This window comes from Reichenbachiella versicolor, assembly GCF_003171675.1.
Classification (GTDB): domain Bacteria; phylum Bacteroidota; class Bacteroidia; order Cytophagales; family Cyclobacteriaceae; genus Reichenbachiella; species Reichenbachiella versicolor.
Window position 1 is genome coordinate 667,067 of sequence record NZ_QFZQ01000001.1, and the last position, 20,812, is coordinate 687,878.

Genomic DNA, 20,812 nt, shown 5'->3' on the forward strand with positions numbered 1-20,812 from the left:
ATTTGCATAGACTATTGCAATCTGATACTTTCGCAGAAATTTTAAAAGTCCAGCTATCGAGTGGTAGCTGGACTGATGAAGTAACCCATCATATGAATAGAATACAGCACATAGAAAATGAGATTTCTGATTTAAGAAATCAACTTCAGACACATCAGCTTTATAGCGCATTAGATGAGATAGAAGACGTGAAAGTTTTCATGGAAAACCATGTCTTTGCCGTGTGGGATTTTATGTCTCTACTGAAGGCTTTGCAGATAGAGTTGACCCATGTACAGACTCCTTGGATACCTGCTAAGAATCCTACATTGAGTAGGTTCATCAATGAGATAGTACATGGCGAAGAAAGTGATATCAACGAGCTGGGAGAGCCGAAGAGTCATTTTGAGATGTACGTGGAAGCTATGCAGCAAGTCAACGCTAGTACTCAAGCGATAGACAAATTTATCGAGCTGATCAGTTCCGGTAATACGGTTGATTATTCATTGAATGAGGTGGAGATAGACCAAAGAGTAGTTGATTTCGTGAAGTATTCATTTGCCATCATAGATACGAATCAGCCGCACATGATTGCGTCAGCATTTACATTTGGTAGAGAGGATGTGATACCAGATATGTTTATGGAGATTTTGAATTCGGCGGATGCTGATAATACTTCTTACAACAAGCTAAGGTATTATTTAGAGCGTCATATAGAGCTCGATGGAGACGAGCATGGTCCATTGTCGCTATTGATGATTTCAGAGCTGTGCGGTGATGACGAGGTCAAGTGGGATGAAGTATTGACGATCGCTAAAGAGGCTTTGACAAAAAGAATCGCACTGTGGGACTGTATCGCTGATTTGATTCAAAAGCAAAAGCCCGCACTTAGTCTTGCTTAAGAATCAGCGTGTTAGAAAAGGTTAATCTTATGCTATTGTGAAAAATCTTCTGTCCTGCTTTTCGACGACGAGTTTTCACAAGCTGTTAGATCCCAGATAGCTTTTCTCTACTATCGTGAGAAAAACTTCTGGGATGACGATTACTTTTTAGTAGGGCTGTAACGGCCCCGTATTTTTATGGGGTAAAATTTAGCTTTCTGATTTATAGATTTGACTTCTTTGCTACTTTCTTGGTCAAACAAGAAAGTAGATAAATATTTTATCTTGAATGATGGTGAGTTTCGCAGCAATTCTAGATTAAAAGTCTAATGATTGTTGCTAATAGGAATCAAAGCAAATGTTTATGCTAAGAATAGTGTTGCTATCAATAAGTAGTTTTTGTTGGCTATCAGCTATAGGTGGAGATGTGAAATTTTACCTTGATAGCGATTCCATTCCTGATAGCATGGAAGTCATTGATAATAGAGAAGTTTGTTTCCGGCTGTCTTCGCTTGATCACCCTATCTGTAAGCACCTTGATGACGAATCTTATGAGCTGGGAAGCAAGGTATATGTACAATATAAAGCCCCTCAGATTGTAGCTATATATGAATATTGCTGCGATGTCAATGTAGTGCCATATGTGACTTACTATACATATAACGAACAGCAAAAGGATCTAATTGAATTTGCGTATGTATCAGGAGTAAGTACCCGTGAAATGATCGATTCCGACTTGTCAATAAATACAAGTACAATAGAGATAGACTATAGCTCAACAGACGCAGAAGATAAAGTAACCAGAATAGCGGAGCATTTAGAGGCAGTCATCGAACGTAATAAGAAAGGAGAGGTGGTAGGTCTAATAGCGTTGGATCAATTTGACCTACTCATGATACTAAAAGAACAACCCATAGTAAGAAGTAATGTTTCTAAGTATCTGGATATAGCGGACTACTTGATGAAGGCACGTAAGTTTATCGGAGCAATGCTAATTGTTGATAGTGTTTTGTCGTTTGACCCGACTTTGTATCAAGCAAAACTTTTGAAAGCCAATGTCTACTATGACAATCAACAAAAAGACTTAGCGCTGCCAGTTTATCAAGAATATATACAGATCATGAATGATGCAGGGATGTCAAATAGCATTCCTGATTATGTCTATAGTAGAATACCTGATTGAGTAGGAGTAGGATATCTATCTTCACGAATAGCTTCTCTATAGAAAGTTGAGACGCTATGTGGCTATCTGTTCAATGAACTGCTGCATGACCTGAATAGATCACTTCACTCTGTTCGTGATGACCTTGTCTCCTGAATAAGCAGTGTGATACATCTCACTAAATCAAAGCGAACAACGAACAGTATTTGTCAGATCCCTGATAGCTTTTCTCTACTATCGTGAGAAAAACTTCTGGGATGACGATTACTTTTTTGGCTGTGTTGGGCTTAGTTTTTAGTGGGGGGGAAGAGAACCAAGTCCACTATTAAGAAATGTTGAAAAGTAAAAATATCGTCATCTCGAGCGCAGCGCGGCGATCTGCTCGACTAGGGTAGCAAACCAACTAGGTTACTCGACGTAACCTAGTTGGTGAGTCATTTGATATGCCCGAAATAGGAACGAGGCTTAAGCAATGCACATTATCAAATAAAAAAGAGGCTGTCCTCCAAAGCAAAAATCCGTCAAGAATAGCACAGCGAAAGATCTACTAAGACCTTAGAAGACCCTTCGCTATGATTTAAGCTTGACGAAATTTTAACTACTGAAAACAGCCTCTTACCGATCATCCAATCATATTAGAGTTCGGTTTGAATAGAGGTTAACTACCGAGGAGCAAAACACCCCTTAGTCGGTAAGTGCGAAGCCTCCAATGCAGAATTGGAAGAAAAATTAGTACAAACAGTAACAGCAGAAGTATCCCATCCATTCAAGTCTTGATTAAAAGAACTGGCAGAATAAAACATATAACTCATATTTAGAACACTAGACACATCCCAATCCAAGGGTTGATTAAACAAACTCGCTCTATTAAACATATCATCCATATATGCAACACTAGACACATCCCAATCTAATGGCTGGTTAAAAGAACTGGCTCTAGAAAACATAGAATTCATATATGTAACACTAGATACATCCCAATCCAAAGGTTGATTAAAGGAAGTGGTTCCATTAAACATAGCATTCATATTCGTAACACTAGACACATTCCAATTCAAGGGTTGATTAAACGAACTAGCCTCTGAAAACATATACCTCATATTCGTAACACTAGACACATCCCAATCTAACGGTTGATTAAAAGAACTCGCTTCAAAAAACATAGCATTCATATTCGTAACACTAGACACATCCCAATCTAACGGTTGATTAAAAGAACTCGCTGCAGCAAACATCAAAGTCATATTTGTAACACTGGATACATCCCAATCCAAGGATTGATTAAAAGAACTGGCATCTTCAAACATAGATTTCATATCAGTAACGCTAGATACATCCCAGTCACTTAGGTTTTGGTTCAAAGATGAAGCACCACTAAACATAAAGGACATATCATTTACTTCACTCAAATCTGGCGCGTCTGTAGCAGATACTTCTAGGTTGGAACAACCATAAAAAGCCCTCCTCATTGACTTCCATTCAATTTGTCCCCAGCTAGTTACATCTAGGATAGAATGTTTTGAACCTTCATCATTGAAATAAATAGCAGGGAATTCGCCAGCAATCTTTACCGTGTAGGTTCCAGCTTCTGCATAAGTATGAGAAGCATCTCCTGTATGGGTTTCTATAGCACTTCCATCTCCCCATTCTATAGTATAGTCATAGGTATAATCAGAATTATTAGTAGGAATTGTAATCTCCTGCGAAGCTATCGTAGTCTCCCATATTGTGATAAATGGATCATATTCGTCTGTTACATTGATAGTGATTTTGGCTTGTGTAGTTAGCGCTCCATCCGACACTGCTACGGTGATCTCATGACTCACCTTGGTTTCGAAGTCAAGTATCTTTCCTGTTACTAGACTAAGCTTACCCTCGGCTGATATCTCGAATAGATCGCTGTTGTTTTCTACTATTGTATAAGTTAATGTTTGCTTGTCCGTGGCTACGATAGTTCCTATCTCTACGTTATCGGCTATATTTTCTGCGACTATAAAGGACTGATCAGCTACTACGGGAGCTTTATTTTCTACATTGATAGTGATTTTAGCTTGTGTAGTCTTTTCTCCATCCGATACTTCTACAGTGATCTCATGACTGGCTTTGGTTCCATAGTCCAGAGATTTTTCTGCTGCTAGACTCAACTTACCTTTTGCTGATAGCTCAAATAGATCATTACTATTCTCTATTAAGGTAAAAGCCAGTGTTTGCTTGTCAGTTGCGATAATCGTTCCTATCTCTGAGCCATCGGCTATATCTTCTGCGACTGTAAAAGACTGATCAGCCACCACAGGAGCTTCATTTTCAGTCTCTGGTACTTCTGGCTCACCAGTTTTTTCATCAACGTCTAAAACATTGATAGAAATAGTCGCTTCACTGGCATCAGAAGCGTCTTCAGCTTCTACCATTATCGTATAGCTCTTAGTCGTTTCAAAGTCTAGGCTTTTGTCTGTAGCGAGAGACAATTCACCAGTAGCAGTAATTTCGAACAGCTCGTCAGTATTCTTAGCGATAGAGAAGGATATTTTATCATCCTCGGCATCGCTAGCAGTCACGGTACCGATTACTACTTCGTCAGAAGCATTTTCTAAGACAGAGAATGATTGATCTGTGATTTCTGGCGCGGTATTTTGGCGTCCAGCTTCGTTCTCATCACAGGCGGATATCCATATTGCAGTCATGATGACTGATAAGGCTAGCAATTTTAGATTTTTAATAAACATAAACTGATTATAATTTAACTAGCACGCGGTACACCTAATCCAGACCGTGCATATACTAATAAGAGGTTAGGGCCTCTGATTTAGATTATAAATAATTGGGCGAAAGTACATTTTCAGTCTGTTCAATAATTGTATATTTCTTACAGTTGGGAAATAGTTGAAGAAAAAGCAGTCGTGCAGAGCTGGATGAAAAATCTCACTAAATCAAAGTGAGCTACGAGCAGTATTGGTCAGATCCCTGATAGCTTTTCTCTACTATCATGAGAAAAGCTTCTGGGATGACGATTACTTTTTTGGCTGTGTTGGGCTTAGTTTTTAGTGGGGGGGAAGAGAACCAAGTCCACTATTAAGAAATGTTGAAAAGTAAAAATATCGTCATCGCGAGCGCAGCGCGGCGATCTGCTCGATTAGGGTAGTGCTTTACTCGAACAGATCACTTCACTCCGTTCGTGATGACGAGATACTTATGTTCTTTACTATAAAAAAATCAGTAATGTGGAGTAGTACGAAACATCTGACTAAGGCCTTAGAAGACCCTTTGCTTGGACTTAGGGTGTTTATGTTAGATCTTATTTTGGAGTTTTAACACTTCATAAATAAAATAAATACCTGTGCCTCTAGTCGGGGAGCGGTAAGCTGACATTGATGGTATTAGAGTATATCTTTTCGCCATTGGCTAATTGTAAAAAGACTTGAAAGTCATATTGGCCTTTGACTAGTGAGTTAGGAAAGAATATGGCTCTTTTACCTCCTCTAGATATGGTATAGTTGCCATTCTCATCAAGCTTCAAGTAGTTGTCATCCAATAGGCCTGATGGATTATTAATGGAATACACTTTTGAACTGTATCGCTCATCACTATCCAGATGTTTCATAGAGATATGCATGTCTACTTTGCCTAACATTTCTCCTCTACTCATACTGTCATCTATATCAATGACATACTCTCCATTATTGTTTAGGTATGCAATATCTAGGGTGAAAAGGTTATCACTAATGTAAACGTCGAGTTTGAATTGACTAAGGTCAGACGGCTCAAAAAGTTTTATATCACTTAATGGGATTTTTTCACCATTATCTAGTTCTAGGACTTCCATAGTGCCATATTTGATCATAACAAAAGCTTCTCCTCCTGTTAGATTATCATACTCTTTAGCAATGATTTTGTGTCTGATGTTGTATAAAAAGGTTGTTGTTGAAAATCTGGAATCTTTGCTAGTATGAGTTGAATATAGGATAGCCCATATTCCAGATTGCGAAATTTGATCTATACCGAAACTAACGTCATTGTTGGGATCGCTAGTGGATTGAAATACGAGTTCTTCATTTCCATTGTCATCGATGATGTAGATGTTTCCGTTTTTTTCTTCTATATCTAAAGCAGAAGTTTGCCAGCCTGCTAGTAAGAAAAACAAGCAAATGGTAATTCGTCTCATGGTCATTGATACTCTTCTATTTTTCATTTTAGTAGTAGAATAAATGTCTTATTTACGCACTTAGTTAATTCCAATAAACATCTATTATTATAGGTAAACAAGTTAGATAACTAAAGCCGGCAACTTGTAAGAGCCGGCTATGATGAAATTTTCTGGTTATCTATAGATTAGCTTCTTCCCACATGAAATAGCCTAACTGACCTTCGCTACCTGCATACCAAATTTTGCCATTTTGATAGTCTACAGCAGTGATGTCGTCACCTGATCCGACAGTGTGGTTTTGCGTGATGCCATCATACCAGCTTTTTCCATCGTTGACCATCAAATAAACATGTGAATCATTAGAGACCGCCAGTAGTCTCTGGTCGTCTACTCTTGTGATGTCACGCATCATAGGACGGTTTTTTAATATGCTCGGAGAGATAAATGGCCAGCCATCGCTATTCTTGAAGTTTAGATCGGTATTTGCGTAGAACCCATCATATCCGACCACAAAGTGTTTGTTCTTACTTTCTGTGATCACTCGCGTCAGTGTTTGATCGTATTCAAACTTTCTGAAATTCCAGCTCTTACCTCCGTCACCAGTGGTGAAAATGGTATTATCTGACCCTACAGCGATTCCATTCTCTTCATCGCTGAAATCTACACTCCATAGTGTAATAGGATATTTATGGTTGGCGTAAGCTATAGGGATATTTTCCCAAGTTTTTCCACCATCTTCTGTATGGAGAATTAAGTTGTGACCAACTACTACACCATTATTTTCATCAGTAAAGTACACGCTGCGGATAGTAGTATGTCGTAAACTGGCATACTGTTCATCGTATTTCCTGATATCATTAGCGGAGAATGTGGAGTGGACACCTTTCCAAGTCAGGCCAGCATCTACTGTTTTATAAATAGTGGACTTACCTACAGCGTAAGCCACCTTATCAGTGACAATTTGTACACCAAACAGAGAATTGTCACGCTGAATTCTTATGTGTCTCCAAGTCTCACCACCATCGTGTGTCACACTGATGAGCTTATACCCTCCAACAGCTATTCCAAATTGGTCATCATAAAAATCAATATCAGTATAGTATCCATACCCAGTTGTTTTACACTCTATGGCTGTAAGCTTATGTGTTTTTCGTTCAGACTTATCGTCGAAGTTGGCAAGTAAGACGGGTTCAATAAAGCCGCTAGTCGTCCAGTCTTTATGGAAGCTGCTATCTTCATCAAAAAGAATCACATCCCTGTTTTTAAACTCTTTTTGCTTTTGCTCTTTGATAGCCTGTTCTTCAGCTGAAGCTTCTTTGTAAAAGTATAGTCGTACTTCTGATACAGTTATGGCTAGGGCTATAGGTATGATAATGAATAATGCTTTTTTCATTTGTGTTTTTGAAAATAATGTCTTTGGATCTAAAGAGAACAAAGCCAATGCGATAGCTTTATAATGAGTGATGAGGTTAATGATTGTATTACATTTTCCAATTGATAAGCCCTGTAGCAGCATCAATGGAGATGACGTTTTTACTGCTTCTGAATCCGTTGGTGAGAATTAATTCTTTTTCAGAAAGGTAGAGAACCTCATAGGAATCATTCTTGATATCTCTGGGAGCATTGATAGTCCATAGCGTCTGACAGTTTTTGTCAATTAGGGATATGAGCTTTTCAGACTTTTTGCTTAGCGTTTGACGATGCTGAAGTACTACAAATTGCCCATCATCGTAGACTCTAGAGCAGTTGATAAAAGACTCTTTTCCCTCGGATACCATTTTGCCGTTCTGATATCTCACGATGATAGCATGGCTTTGGCTTTGTTCTTTGGTTTTGAAATAGAAATCTTGAGGTGATGCATCAGAAACAGCTCTTTTGTATTGATTATGACTTTTCGAAAATACTTTTAGTTCTGGGTTGAAGTATACTTGATTGCCACTTTCGAACGTCAATACTAGAGAGTGCTCATCTGCTCCATCAACACTAAAAACTGCTTCGGGTAAAACGGGGAATAGTGCATTGACTTGTTTAGGGTCTCTGGTAATCGAGTAGTCTTGACTATTGATGATGGCCAACTCCTCATTAGGGCTATCGACTATCCAAAGATTATCTCCCCATTTGGCACTTTCTATGCCTATGAATGATTTTAAAAAGGGTAGGGGAATGCGTTTCAGTAATTCTTTGGTCTTTGGGTTATAGATAGAGACATTCATACCTTCTTCATTATTACTGTTCTTGTCGACAGACCAAATGGTGCCTTGCGTGTCGAAGTAAAATACACCATCACTATGCTTGAAAATAGGTTCTTGCTTAGAGGATTTGTTGGATGATGAAGCGTCACTGGCTTGTTTTAGCTGCCACAGTTGGAGAAGCGCATCTTTTTGTTGGTATAAGGTGAAAATGGTTATGACTACACCGATTAATACTAGAATGGTTTTGGCGTTAGTTCCTTTCATGTTGTTTATTAGTATTTTAAGTAAGATTCTTTGAGGTTATTAGGATTAGCTTGTATAGAGATAGAATCACCAGTACTGAACTGATGACTAAACTCTGGGGGTAACTGTTTGAAAGTTTTAGTTACATTTCCATAAACTACCGTCACGTTGTAGGTTTTTTCTGTATTGAGTCGAAAAGTGCTCCATTTGATGGAAGTGATTTTGCCTACAAAATGTTCTGTACATCGATTATGGTCTACTTTGGGTTGATATATGCTATAAGCAAACCAAAAAGGTATCAAGGCCATGACTCCACTGATGAAATCATCCATGTAAAATGCTTTGGTAAGTAACCCAAGCCCTAATAGGATGGCAAAATAGAAGTATGTCTTCATTTGAAATTCTGATAATTGATCTACAAAACAATGGAAACGGTTCCGAAGGCTTCTCCATCTGTGTAAGCGGCTAGCAGTTTACCAGGTACAATGGTTGAGACGAAACTTTTATCTAAGACTTGCTCAATTTCAGTTTGGAAAGAGGCTCCTTGGTCTGGGAATACTTCTCCTATGACTAAGTAGGTATTAGGCGCATGCTCAAACTTGGGCGTAATTTCTGTTACCTTGAACATGGCATTACTTTTACTGGAGTCGGAGGAAGCCGTAGATGTTTTGCTCTTAAGTGCAATAGATGCTTGTACGTCGATGGAAGCGCTCCTAGGATCACTCGGATCAGTCAGTATTACGATTTGATCACCAGCTTCTGGTTTGAATGATACTTCATTGCCCACTGAATAGAATGTCCTTTGAATATCCAAATAATCAGCAGTGATATTATATCTGACTCCATCGTGATCTTTCATGCCAGCGTATTTGATGCTTACAATACTGCCAATTACCTCTTTGGTTTGTTTTCTTTTCCGAGATGAACGCAACTTACTTCCTACGACTCCCCAGATTACTACCAATAGAGCAGTACCTATTCCAAGTACTGCTCCATATGTGTTCATGTTGTCTTGTAGAGGAGCATTCGGGTCCCATAAGGCATACAATCCGTAACCGCACGAGACCATAATCAAAAATACGATCGCTTTTCTGATGAATTTGTTCATAGTGAGAAACGCTACTAAAAGACAAGAGAATTATCCAACCCCATTACTAGTTTGCTTATTTCATAAAGCATAGGTATTAGGCCTAACCCTCCCAATACCAATAGAATAATCCGCTTTGTTTGGTTTTCTACGGTGAATGCGAGGGCTAATGGGATGAAGCTACCAATCAATGATGTAATCATATTTAATACATTGAACCAACTAGTATCATATAGTTGACCTGCGATCATTCCGTAGAATAAATGCGATATAAGCATCCAAACGACTACGATGACAGTGATGGTATCTCTTGTAGAACCGTTCGATGCAGCCGCAGCAGGCACTGATTCATTAGAAAAACTGGTTTCGTCAGAATTGGCCTTTGGATTTTGTCCATATTGATTAGGTTCAGGATCACTGTCGGTGACTGTCAGTACTAAAAGCCATATTGCTCCCAATATTGGAATTAGAGAAATGAGCATCATCCATCCACTCTTACCTACGTCATGAAGTCGTCTTGCTGTAACCGCTAGCCCTGGAATAAACATACCAAGTATATATAGAATAAACAGTGGTCCAAATCCGATTCCATCAATCGCTAGTTCAAGTACATTGTCCAGTATCAATAAAACAATCGCGAATATGAAGTTGAACAATACGAACATCCAATATTCTGCTCTTCTAGCTCTTCCTGTAAACACAGCATATTGTTGTAGAACTTTTAAATACCAATCCATAGTTGTTGTTTTTATTGTTTAATGGTGGCTTCCGGCTAATTAATACCATCCGCTATTTGTGTTTTTAACGTTTTGGAAGCATCTGAATATTTCTATTAGAACTCCAAATACTGATTATATAATTCTTTGAAATGCTTGTAAAAACTTGAGATTCTCTTAATTCTTGAAATAGATCAGAACAGGTCTTCTTTATTAGATATGTTCCAGCCATCTATGAAGTCTCTATTGAATGAGCTAGCTGCATAAAACATGTTTCGTGTATTGGTTTTTGGGTTGACTCTCCAGTTACTTAGGTCTTGGTTGAAGAATTCTGCGTTAAAAAACATTTTTTCCATGTTGGTTACATTCCGGACATCCCAATTGCCGATGTCTTGGTTGAATCCAGATCCCTCAAACATACCCTTCATTTTTGTTACTTTACTCACATCCCATTTACCGATGTTTTTGTTGAACTCATATGCGTTGTAAAACATCTCTTTCATATTGATTACATTACTGACATTCCAGTCCCCGATATCCTGATTGAAGAGGATGCTCAAATAAAACATAGCGTTCATATTAGTTACTTTACTGGTATTCCAATGGCCGATATCCTGATCGAATGCGTAAGCTTCACCAAACATAGCGGTCATATCGGTAACTTTGCTGACATCCCATTTTCCTATATTTTGGTTGAAGACGTCTGCTTTGAAAAACATGCCAACCATCCGTGTAACCTGTGCCGTATTCCATGTCGATATATCGGAGTTGAAGACAGCTGCCTCATTAAACATGTTTGACATATTAGTAACATGACTAGTATTCCAGTTTGCAATATTTCCATTGAACTTATAAGCCTCATTGAACATGCCACTCATATTCGTTACTCTACTGACATCCCATTTATTTAAGTCCTGGTTGAAAGAAGTGGCTTTTTGAAACATACCACTCATGTCCGTGACCTTGCTGACATTCCAATCATTAATGTTTTGGTTAAAATGCGAAGCTTCTAAAAACATCACACTCATGTCAGTGACCTTACCGGTATTCCAGTTGCCAATATCTTGATTAAAAATTATGGCTTTTAAAAACATACCACTCATATCGGTGACAGAGCTGGTGTTCCATTTACCGATGTCTTGATTGAAATCAGATGCTGCAAACATCTCTTTCATGTTGGTCACATTGCTAACATCCCAACTGCCGATGTTTTGCTTCATTTTATAAGTGACGGCAAACATCCCTTCCAGATTTGTTACAGTGGCAGGTAGTTTCAAGGGTACTTGAGTTAAGTTTGCAGCTTTGTAAAAGGCGTATGATAAATCTGTCAAACCAATATTTCCGAAGCTTTCAACTTTGACCAGTTTGTCTTGCATTTGTCCGATTTCCTCGTGGCCAAAGTGCTCCAATGAACCATCAATGCTAACGATATAGGAACCTTCTTCTTTATAGGTGTGATCCAGGTCTCCCGCAGTATTAATGGTCTGTTTACTTTCATCTCCCCAATCCACGACTACATTCACTTTACCATGAAGCGGCAATGTAATCGTAGTTCCAGAAGAGAGATTAGTGTCATAGATAAGTATCATTGGGTCTGAACTGCAACTCATTAAGAAAAGAGATACGATGAATAGAAGCGATAGCGTGGTTGTTCTTAGTTTCATAGAGTTTATAGCTGTTTGTGGTCTACTTTAGGTTAAGTCTAGTTAGCGATAGTCTTGCTAAGATCAGAATAAATCCTCTTTATTGGATATGTTCCAATCTTTGATGAAATCTCGATTGAATGAAGATGCTCCTAAAAACATCCCTGTCATATATGTGACTTGACTAGTATCCCAATTTCCAATATCTTGATTGAAGGCAGATGCGTTATAAAACATTTCTCCCATATCAGTTACATTGCTTACATTCCATTTACCAATGTTTTGGTTAAACTCTATTGCTCCAAAGAACATTATTCCCATTTTGGTCACATGGCTAACGTCCCACTCACTGATATTCTGATTGAATGAATGTGCTTCATAAAACATAGCTTCCATATTCGTCACATTACTTGTATTCCATTTGCTAATATCTTGATTGAATGCTCTTGCATAATAAAACATAGCTTGTAGATTGGTAACCTTGCTAACATCCCAATTACCAATTTCTTGATTAAAGTTGGATGCTTCCATAAACATGGCTCTCATATTCGTGACGTTGCCTGTATTCCAATTACCAATATCTTGATTAAAACGGGAAGCTCCGCTAAACATCCCTCTCAGGGTAGTGACTGTAGTAGGTAGAGTATGAGGTACTCGTATTAGATTAGAAGCTTCTTTAAAAGCATAGGATAAGCTTAACAAGCCGAGTTCTCCAAAGCTTTTAACTCGGATAAGTTTATTTGCTGTTTTTCGATTAATCTCCTTGTCACCAAAATGCTCTAAAGTACCATTGATAATTACTGTATACTTACCTTCCTTCGTATAGGTGTGATTAATATTTCCTGCTTGAGTAATGGTTTGCTCTTTACTATTGTCCCCCCAATCAACGGCAACATCGACTTTGCCATGAAGGGGTAGAGTAATCGTAGTACCAGACGAGAGGTTAGTATCATACTGCAAGATCATTTGTGCTTGAGTATTCCAACTGAATAATACGAAAATGAGAAGTAGTATATTTTTAATTTTCATATATGATCTGAAGAGCTTTGTATTGAAAAAATGAAGGGGTTAGAATAAATCCTCTTTATTGGGTATGTTCCAATTTCGTATAAAATTGGAGTTAAAAGAATATGCATTTCTTAACATATTAGTGAAATGGGTAACACTATTTATATCCCATTGGCTAATATCCTGATTGAAAGAGTATGCTTTATAGAACATTTCGGTCATGCCTATCACATTACTCGTATTCCATTTTCCAATATCTTGGTTAAAGGCTTTGGCTTCAGCAAACATTCCTACCATATTGGTCACTTTACTAACATCCCACTTGCCTATGTCTTGGTTGAAAATAGATTCAGAAAATAAACCTGCCATGGAGGTGACATTGCCCACGTCCCATTGACTTATGTCCTGATTGAATACTGACCTCAAAAATAACCCTGTCATGTCAGTCACTTGACTAACATTCCAATCACCAATATCCTGATCGAAAGAAGAACTATATGCGAACATGAAAGTCATGTTTGTCACTTTCTTAGTGTTCCATTTCCTTAGCGCCTGATTGAAAGAGGAAGCACCAGAGAACATGTGGTTCATATCGATCACTTTACCCACATCCCATTTCTCTATATTTTGATTAAAAGCAGATGCGTTGTTAAACATCCAACTCATATTAGTCACGTTACTGACGTCCCAACTGCCTATATTCTGATTGAAGGCGGGTGCCCCATTAAACATTGCAGACATAGTCGTTACGTTACTGACATTCCAATTCCCGATATACTGGTTAAAGGCGAATGCTTCTTTAAACATACTTTCCGTATTGGTAACATTTTCAATGTTCCACTTATCAATTTTTTGATTGAAGATGGACTCAGCAAACATTTCTTTCATCGTGGTCACCTTACTTACATCCCATCTCCCGATGTCTTGATTGAAGACCGACTTCTCAAATAACCCAGTCATGTCAGTCACCTCACTAACGTTCCAGTTACCAATATCCTGATTGAAGATGGACTCAGCAAACATTGCAGACATATCTGTGACTTGACTAACATTCCACTTTCCAATGTCTTGATTGAACACCGTGTTGGCGAACATTCCTTTCATATTGGTGACCTTACTTACATCCCAATTCCCAATATTCTGGTTAAAGACAGAGGCTTTATAAAACATACCCTCCATATTGGTTACCTGACTGACATCCCAGCCGCTGATATCCTGATTAAAGCGGTATGCTTTGTAAAACATGCCTTCCAAATTAGTCACTGCAGACGGAAGGTCATTTGGTACTTTTGTTAGGTTATTCGCATTCATAAAAGCAAAAGACAGATCTTCAAGCCCAATATCACCAAAACTGATTACCGCTACCAGTTCTTCGTTTGAATAAGAAGACCCGTATTGGCCAAAGTGTGTTAATGTGCCAGAGATGCTTACAGTATAGATGCCATCTGAATCATAGGTATGGAGCGCATTTGCATCTTTAGTAAAATTTTGAGGTATGCTTCCATCCCCCCAATCAACGCTTACATTTACCTTTCCATTGAGAGGCAATATTATACTTGTGTCTGACGAGAGGTTGGTATCATACTGCAAGATCATTTGTGCCTGAGTATTCCAGCTGAATAATACGAAAACGAGCAGTAGTATATTCTTATAGTTCATATATGATCTGAAGAGCTTTGTATTAAAAAAACTTGAAGGTTAGAATAGATCTTCTTTATTGGATATGTTCCAATTGTCAATGATTGATGGATTGAATGACGATGCACCTCGAAACATAGCTTCCATATCTGTGACGTTACGAACGTTCCAATTGCTTATGTCCTGATTGAAGCTAGTAGCTTTATGAAACATTGCTTTCATATTGGTCACTTGACTTACATCCCAATTACTGATATTCTGATTGAACACTGATGCCCCTTCAAACATCCCTACCATAGAAGTAACATTACTTACACTCCATTTATTAAGGTTTTGATTGAAGGTGAGTGCTTTAAAGAACATACCGTCCATAGTGATGATATTACTTACATCCCAGCTACTGATGTCTTGATTAAAGGAATAAGCGCTATAAAACATCCCAGATACATCGGTGATGTCGGAAGGAATATTTTTAGGTACATTTGTTAAGTTCCTTGCACCTTTAAAAGCAAAGGATAAATCAGTTAATTCCGTAACATCAAAGCTTTTTACACTAACCAATTTCTCTGCATTATCAGCATTATAGTTTCCAAAATGCTCTAATGAACCTTTTACAATTACTGTGTAAATACCGTCAGTATCATATGTGTGGTCTATATTTCCTGCTTCGGTAATGATTTGTAAACTTGCATCACCCCATTCTATTGTTGCTGTTACTTCTCCTTGAAGGGGTAGAGTAATCGTAGTACCCGATGATAGATTAGTATCATACTGCAAGATCATTTGTGCTTGAGTATTCCAGCTGAATAATATGAAAATGAGTAGTAGTATATTCTTATAGTTCATATATGATCTGAAGAGTTTTGTAATGAAGAAGCGAGGGATTAGAACAAATCTTCTTTATTGGATATGTTCCAATTGTCAATGAATGCTGGGTTGAATGAAGTAGCTCCATAAAACATGTTTCGTGTATTAGTTTTTTGGTTGACCCTCCAGTCACTTAGATCCTGGTTGAAGGATTCTGCTTTAAAAAACATCTTTTTCATGCTGGAGACGTTACTTACATTCCAATTACCAATGTCTTGATTGAATCCGGATGCCTCAAACATGCTATTCATTTTTGTTACCTTGCTGACATCCCAGTTACTAATGTCTTGATTGAAAGCAGTCGCTTCTTGAAACATTTCTCCCATATTGATTACTTGGCCTACTTCCCAGTTACCTATATCTTGATTGAATACTGCATTCTTAGTAAACATGCCATTCATATTAGTCACCTGACTGGTATTCCAGTTACCAATATCCTGATTGAAAGAGTAAGCTTCTTCAAACATAGCCTTCATATTAGTCACCTGGCTGGTATTCCAGCCACTAATATCCTGATTGAAAGAGTAAGCTTTTATAAACATAGCAGTCATGTCATTAACCTGGCTGACATCCCAAGGACCAATATCTTTATTGAAAACTTTAGCGCTGCAAAACATCCAACTCATATCAATGACATTACTGACGTCCCAGTCTCCAATATCCTGATTAAAGGCAGTAGCTCCATAAAACATTTCAGACATCTCTTTAACATTTCTCGTATTCCATCCTCCTATATTCTGATTAAACTGTGAAGCATCCTTAAACATCCCGCTCATTATGGTTACTTTGCTGGTATTCCAAGTTCCTATATTCTGATTGAAGGAAGTAGCTTCCTTAAACATTTCAAACATAGCCTCGACATTACTTGTATTCCAGCTTCCTATAGGCTGATTGAACGAAGATGCTTCTCTAAACATCCAAATCATATTGGTGACCTTACTCACGTCCCAAGAACTAATGTTCTGATTAAAAGAATAAGCACCGAAGAACATTGACGACATATCAGTTACCATGCTGACATCCCAATTACTAATGTCTTGATTGAAAGCAGTCGCTTCTTGAAACATTCCTTTCATATTGGTTACTTGGCTTACTTTCCATTTACCTATGTCTTGATTGAAGGAATCGGTTCCAGAAAGCATAGCATACATATTGGTTACTTGACTTACCTCCCAATTCCCTATGTTTTGATTGAAGGAAGATGCATTAGAGAACATCCAGCTCATGTCTGTTATTTTACTTACATCCCAGCTACTGATATCTTGATTGAAAGAGGATGCTTCAAAAAACATACTTGATATTTTGGTGACATTACTTGTATTCCATTTTCCAATAGCTTGGTTAAATGCAGGTGCTTCAGAAAACATGCCGCTCATGTTTGTCACTTTACTCACATTCCATTTGCCTATATCTTGATTGAAGGCAGAGGCGCCATAAAACATCCGGCTCATATCTGTCACCTGACTCACATCCCAATCACCAATATTTTGGTCAAAGGAATATGCCTTTCTGAACATTGATTTCATATTCGTTACATGACTGACGTCCCAGCCACCAATATCTTGATTGAATAATGAAGCTTCATCGAACATCCCTTCCAAGTTAGTTACCATTGGAGGAAGGCGAGAAGGTACAAGGACTAGATTCTCTGCACTGCTGAAGGCGAAAGACAAATCAGTTATTCCAATAGTACCAAAACTGATAACACCTACGAGTTTTTCAGCATTTGTACTACCGCCAAAATGCTCTAGTTTACCTGAAATACTCACAGTATATAGGCTATCTGATCCATAGGTGTGCTTGACTATAGAGGCTTCAGTAATGGTTTGCAATGCACTACTATCACCCCAGTCTATGGTGACATTGACTTCTCCGTTAAGAGGTAAAGTAATGGTAGTGCCATACGAGAGACGAGTGTCATATTGTAGTATGAAGAGATTGGTGTCATATTCTACAGTTGGAGGAGTGCTTTTTGCTGAAGAGCTTACATTACAACTTATCAGCAGGGGGATGATGACTATTAGTAAAACTAATTGTCCGATTATGTTTGTTTTCATTTATTGGGTAATTATTTCAATAACTTACTTTGTGCTTCTTTGATCAGTTTAAAGCCAATATTGTTAGGTTGGATGTGCTCAAAATTTCCATGTCCTTTTTTAGTTAGCGTCTTTAGGTTTTTGACAGGAGTTTTTGCATCTCCAAAGTTGAAGACGGATAGGTAAATTCCCTTGCGCGCATTTTTTTCTACCCAACTGGTCATCGTTTTATTCAATTGAAATTCCCCATCGGTGGCGAGTATGATTCGTGTGTTTTCATCTGGGAAAAAACTATTCCCAATGGTTTTATAAGCTAGTTTGATGCCTGCTTCTGCATTGGTCTGTCCTTTAGACTTTAGTTTATCCAAGGCTTCTTCTATAATCTCATTATCAGAAGCTGAAGTTGGTTTTAGTATTACCGTAGCCTCTCCAGCGTAGGTTACCAGGGACAGTTTATCTTCAGGACGCATGATGCTGATGAGATATTTTAAGGATTCCTTGAGCAGTGGCAATTTGTTTTGATCGCTCATCGACCCCGACACGTCTAGTAAAAGGAGCAGGTTGTTATGAGCAAATCCATCCATGCTTGTGAATTGGGTTCGTCTCTGCTCACAGTCACAGGGCTCTTGCTCTTTGGCATATTTGGCTTCACTTTCTCTTTTGCGCCAAAATTCTTGTACCAATTGCTTGCTCAGGTTGTCTTCATTGACTGGAATATAAAATCCTTTGGCAAAACGAGTAAGCGTGGTAAGGTCTTTCCATGAATAGTAGGTATTGGCAAAACTAAGAATAGACAAGTCTACACCTTCAGCTTCTTTGTTGGAAACCATATTGTGCCACTTGTTTCGATCCACAGGATCACGAAATCCATCAGTGATGTAGACCAGTCGGTTGTTGCCTTCTCTTTTGAAGTTTTTTTGCAAAAAATCGTAAGTCACTTCAAAAGAAGCTACGGGTTTGTAACCAGGATATGGTGATTCTACTATTTTGTCAAAGGCTTCAATAATTTTTTCTTTTTGACTTCCGTCGAAAGTGGGTAGGTCATAATACCCAGCAGAACCTCCAGATTTTACAAAAAATCGGTTATCCTCAATATGATTAAAACCACCGATGGCTATGTTGACAATAAACACATGATCTTGAGGGCGTAAAGTAGGAGCCAAGTGTCTTACCGCTCTTTTGAGCATATGCTTGCGGCTCTCCATTTCATCACTAGATAAGTTTAAGACTATGCCTATGTTATTCGGGGCGGCTTTTGGATCTACTTTAGACTTCTCTTCACAAGCACAAGGGACATAGCCCTCGTAACCCTGATAGGCTCCTGCCAATATGCCTTGATTAATAATGAAGTCATTTTGCATGAAGGGCATTTTTTCTAAATCATAAGCAGATAGTGTTTCATTGTAATGGGACACTAAATAGTTGTATTGAAGAATGATCTCTCTGATGGTTTTAAAATCAACCCGAAAGTTGCCTTTAGCTTGGTCAAAACTCTCAATATGGTCAACGATGGTTCTTAAACTTTTATATTCAGAGCCATATTCTTGGTTGATTTTGTCTCGATAATCTATTAGCGATGTGAAGTTGTCAGGATTAAGTATTGACTGAGGGTTTCCTTTTTCGAACTGTTGAATAGCCTGTATTACTGGTTGGCAGAGTTCCAATATTTTTAATGCTTCTTTTTGGGCTGTAGAGGCTTTGACGGAAGTGATATTCTGAGTGTATTCGGAATGAAGTTCCTTTAATCTAGAATACATGCGCTTAACTTGACTTTGAACCTGATGTACTTGCTGGCTATGACTAGCCAAGCGTTTTACCAGCACTTCTAAATCATCCGATAACCTTTTTTCCTTAAGGTAACTATCTAGGGCATTTTGACTTATAATTAGTTCTTCAATACTGCGAATAATATTTCCTGCTTTTTCTTGCAGTTCTTTGCGGTGAACAGGGTACAAATCTTTACCATAGTAGAAAGCTTTAAAAACCTCTGACCGCTTATAGCCCATATGACGGATAGTAGGATAAGTTTCGGGGAAGATGGCTGCTTGGCTATTTTCAATAGTACGTTTTTTTTCTTTTTCTATACTCCATAATAGCCTTTTGTAATCATTAAGCGAATAAGAACCAGATGTCCAACTAAGGAGCTGAACATATGCATTGAGTGAACGAACCGCAGCTTTTACCTCCAGTGTGTCTTGGTTTGGTTTGAACAAATCTATGGAAACTGCATTTTCGTCATTTTTATTATCTCTGTTATCAGTTGGAGGAGAACTTATACGGAAGCCGATGTATACAGGAATTGCTCGTAAGTGACTTGCTTCTAAGTCATTTGTTTTCAACACTCGGTTATATTGACTTGTAAATGATTGGAGACGCCGGACGCTCAAAATCCCTACGTCTTTTAACCTTTCATCCATACTAAGATCTAGATGAGCTAGACATGATCCGCCGAGTGAGTGGGCACTTGATTTGAAGCTGTTCCAAGCGTAATTGGTTGTTCTATCCAGTAGAAAATCATTCTTCTTTGCTGCTTTTATGCGCCTTACTTTTTCTTGCCATTCTAGGATGGCGGTGAGATAGTTTTCTACTTGAGGAATGGAAATATCTACAGATCTATCAGGCAATCCATAGTATCTTATTTGTCGGTGAAAACTGGCATTAATGGCCAGTAATTCATTCATTAAATTCAGAACTTGATCCAAATTGCTGGTTGAAGCTATATTCTTAGATTGGTGCGACAGTACTGTTTTTCTAAAACTAAGACTGTGTCTTTGCATAGAGTTACTAGCTTTTTCGAATTTGGCTAGTTCTTGATATTGTTGGGGGGAATTTCCTTCCTTGTAAAAGGCTTTACTGGCATTATTGGCATGGTTCATTTGTATGACGGCTTCCAACATTCCGAGCAAGTCTTTGTTCAGTTGAGGATACTGAGGATGAGATGCAGTTTTTCTTATAGACTCTTGAAAAGAATCGAATACCGGCAATAATTTATTGCCTAAACTATGTAGGGGTCGATCATTTTGAGATGCTTCTAAGTATCCGCGCGTTTTAAAAGTATAGTCAGTGGCTTTATGATACAAAGACATGTAGGCTTTGATATAGGCATTGATTGTTTGCTCATTTGTTTGTGTTCTTTGCTGAGCTTGAGAAATGCTTACAGTCATAAATAGTAAGCATAGAATGACTAATGGTTTTGTTTTCATAAAAACACGGTATCCA

15 protein-coding genes are annotated in these 20,812 nt (G+C 38.2%); 2 read left to right on the forward strand and 13 right to left on the reverse strand.

Annotated features, from left to right (window positions below; translation table 11 throughout):
• The first annotated feature begins 2 nt into the window (after window positions 1-2).
• Window positions 3-881: a DUF3050 domain-containing protein gene (locus tag DKG80_RS02760; RefSeq protein ID WP_245906946.1), complete on the forward strand. Its 879-nt coding sequence runs from the start codon at window positions 3-5 to the stop codon at window positions 879-881.
• A 343-nt stretch (window positions 882-1,224) separates the two neighbouring features.
• Window positions 1,225-2,043, forward strand: coding sequence for a hypothetical protein (locus DKG80_RS02765; RefSeq protein WP_109829757.1), 819 nt, complete (start codon window positions 1,225-1,227; stop codon window positions 2,041-2,043).
• Window positions 2,044-2,684: 641 nt separating this feature from the next.
• Here DKG80_RS02765 and DKG80_RS02770 read toward each other — a convergent pair.
• The 13 genes from DKG80_RS02770 to DKG80_RS02830 form a co-directional block, all read right to left on the reverse strand.
• The gene (locus tag DKG80_RS02770; protein ID WP_109829758.1) at window positions 2,685-4,745 is read right to left on the reverse strand and encodes a BspA family leucine-rich repeat surface protein; all 2,061 of its coding nucleotides are present in this window, start codon (window positions 4,743-4,745) and stop codon (window positions 2,685-2,687) included.
• 617 nt (window positions 4,746-5,362) lie between these two features.
• On the reverse strand, window positions 5,363-6,208 hold the full coding sequence (locus DKG80_RS02775) for a hypothetical protein (protein WP_109829759.1): 846 nt from the start codon (window positions 6,206-6,208) through the stop codon (window positions 5,363-5,365).
• Window positions 6,209-6,341: 133 nt separating this feature from the next.
• On the reverse strand, window positions 6,342-7,556 hold the full coding sequence (locus DKG80_RS02780; protein WP_162555639.1) for a WD40/YVTN/BNR-like repeat-containing protein: 1,215 nt from the start codon (window positions 7,554-7,556) through the stop codon (window positions 6,342-6,344).
• Between the two features lie 88 nt (window positions 7,557-7,644).
• On the reverse strand, window positions 7,645-8,619 hold the full coding sequence (locus DKG80_RS02785; protein WP_109829761.1) for a hypothetical protein: 975 nt from the start codon (window positions 8,617-8,619) through the stop codon (window positions 7,645-7,647).
• An 8-nt stretch (window positions 8,620-8,627) separates the two neighbouring features.
• Window positions 8,628-8,993 (reverse strand): hypothetical protein, encoded by a 366-nt coding sequence (locus DKG80_RS02790; RefSeq protein ID WP_109829762.1) that lies wholly within the window; start codon window positions 8,991-8,993, stop codon window positions 8,628-8,630.
• A gap of 20 nt (window positions 8,994-9,013) precedes the next feature.
• On the reverse strand, window positions 9,014-9,706 hold the full coding sequence (locus DKG80_RS02795) for a DUF3592 domain-containing protein (RefSeq protein WP_162555640.1): 693 nt from the start codon (window positions 9,704-9,706) through the stop codon (window positions 9,014-9,016).
• Between the two features lie 14 nt (window positions 9,707-9,720).
• On the reverse strand, window positions 9,721-10,422 hold the full coding sequence (locus DKG80_RS02800; RefSeq protein ID WP_109829764.1) for a DUF805 domain-containing protein: 702 nt from the start codon (window positions 10,420-10,422) through the stop codon (window positions 9,721-9,723).
• A gap of 173 nt (window positions 10,423-10,595) precedes the next feature.
• Complete coding sequence (locus tag DKG80_RS02805; RefSeq protein WP_109829765.1) at window positions 10,596-12,065, reverse strand: BspA family leucine-rich repeat surface protein; 1,470 nt, start codon at window positions 12,063-12,065, stop codon at window positions 10,596-10,598.
• A 63-nt stretch (window positions 12,066-12,128) separates the two neighbouring features.
• Window positions 12,129-13,073, reverse strand: coding sequence for a BspA family leucine-rich repeat surface protein (locus DKG80_RS02810; protein WP_109829766.1), 945 nt, complete (start codon window positions 13,071-13,073; stop codon window positions 12,129-12,131).
• Window positions 13,074-13,112: 39 nt separating this feature from the next.
• Complete coding sequence (locus DKG80_RS02815; RefSeq protein ID WP_109829767.1) at window positions 13,113-14,711, reverse strand: BspA family leucine-rich repeat surface protein; 1,599 nt, start codon at window positions 14,709-14,711, stop codon at window positions 13,113-13,115.
• Window positions 14,712-14,750: 39 nt separating this feature from the next.
• Entirely contained in the window at window positions 14,751-15,536 is a 786-nt protein-coding gene (locus tag DKG80_RS02820) for a BspA family leucine-rich repeat surface protein (protein ID WP_109829768.1), read from the reverse strand.
• A 38-nt stretch (window positions 15,537-15,574) separates the two neighbouring features.
• Complete coding sequence (locus DKG80_RS02825; RefSeq protein ID WP_109829769.1) at window positions 15,575-17,614, reverse strand: BspA family leucine-rich repeat surface protein; 2,040 nt, start codon at window positions 17,612-17,614, stop codon at window positions 15,575-15,577.
• Window positions 17,615-17,625: 11 nt separating this feature from the next.
• Window positions 17,626-20,796: a VWA domain-containing protein gene (locus DKG80_RS02830; RefSeq protein ID WP_109829770.1), complete on the reverse strand. Its 3,171-nt coding sequence runs from the start codon at window positions 20,794-20,796 to the stop codon at window positions 17,626-17,628.
• Between the last annotated feature and the right edge of the window lie 16 nt (window positions 20,797-20,812).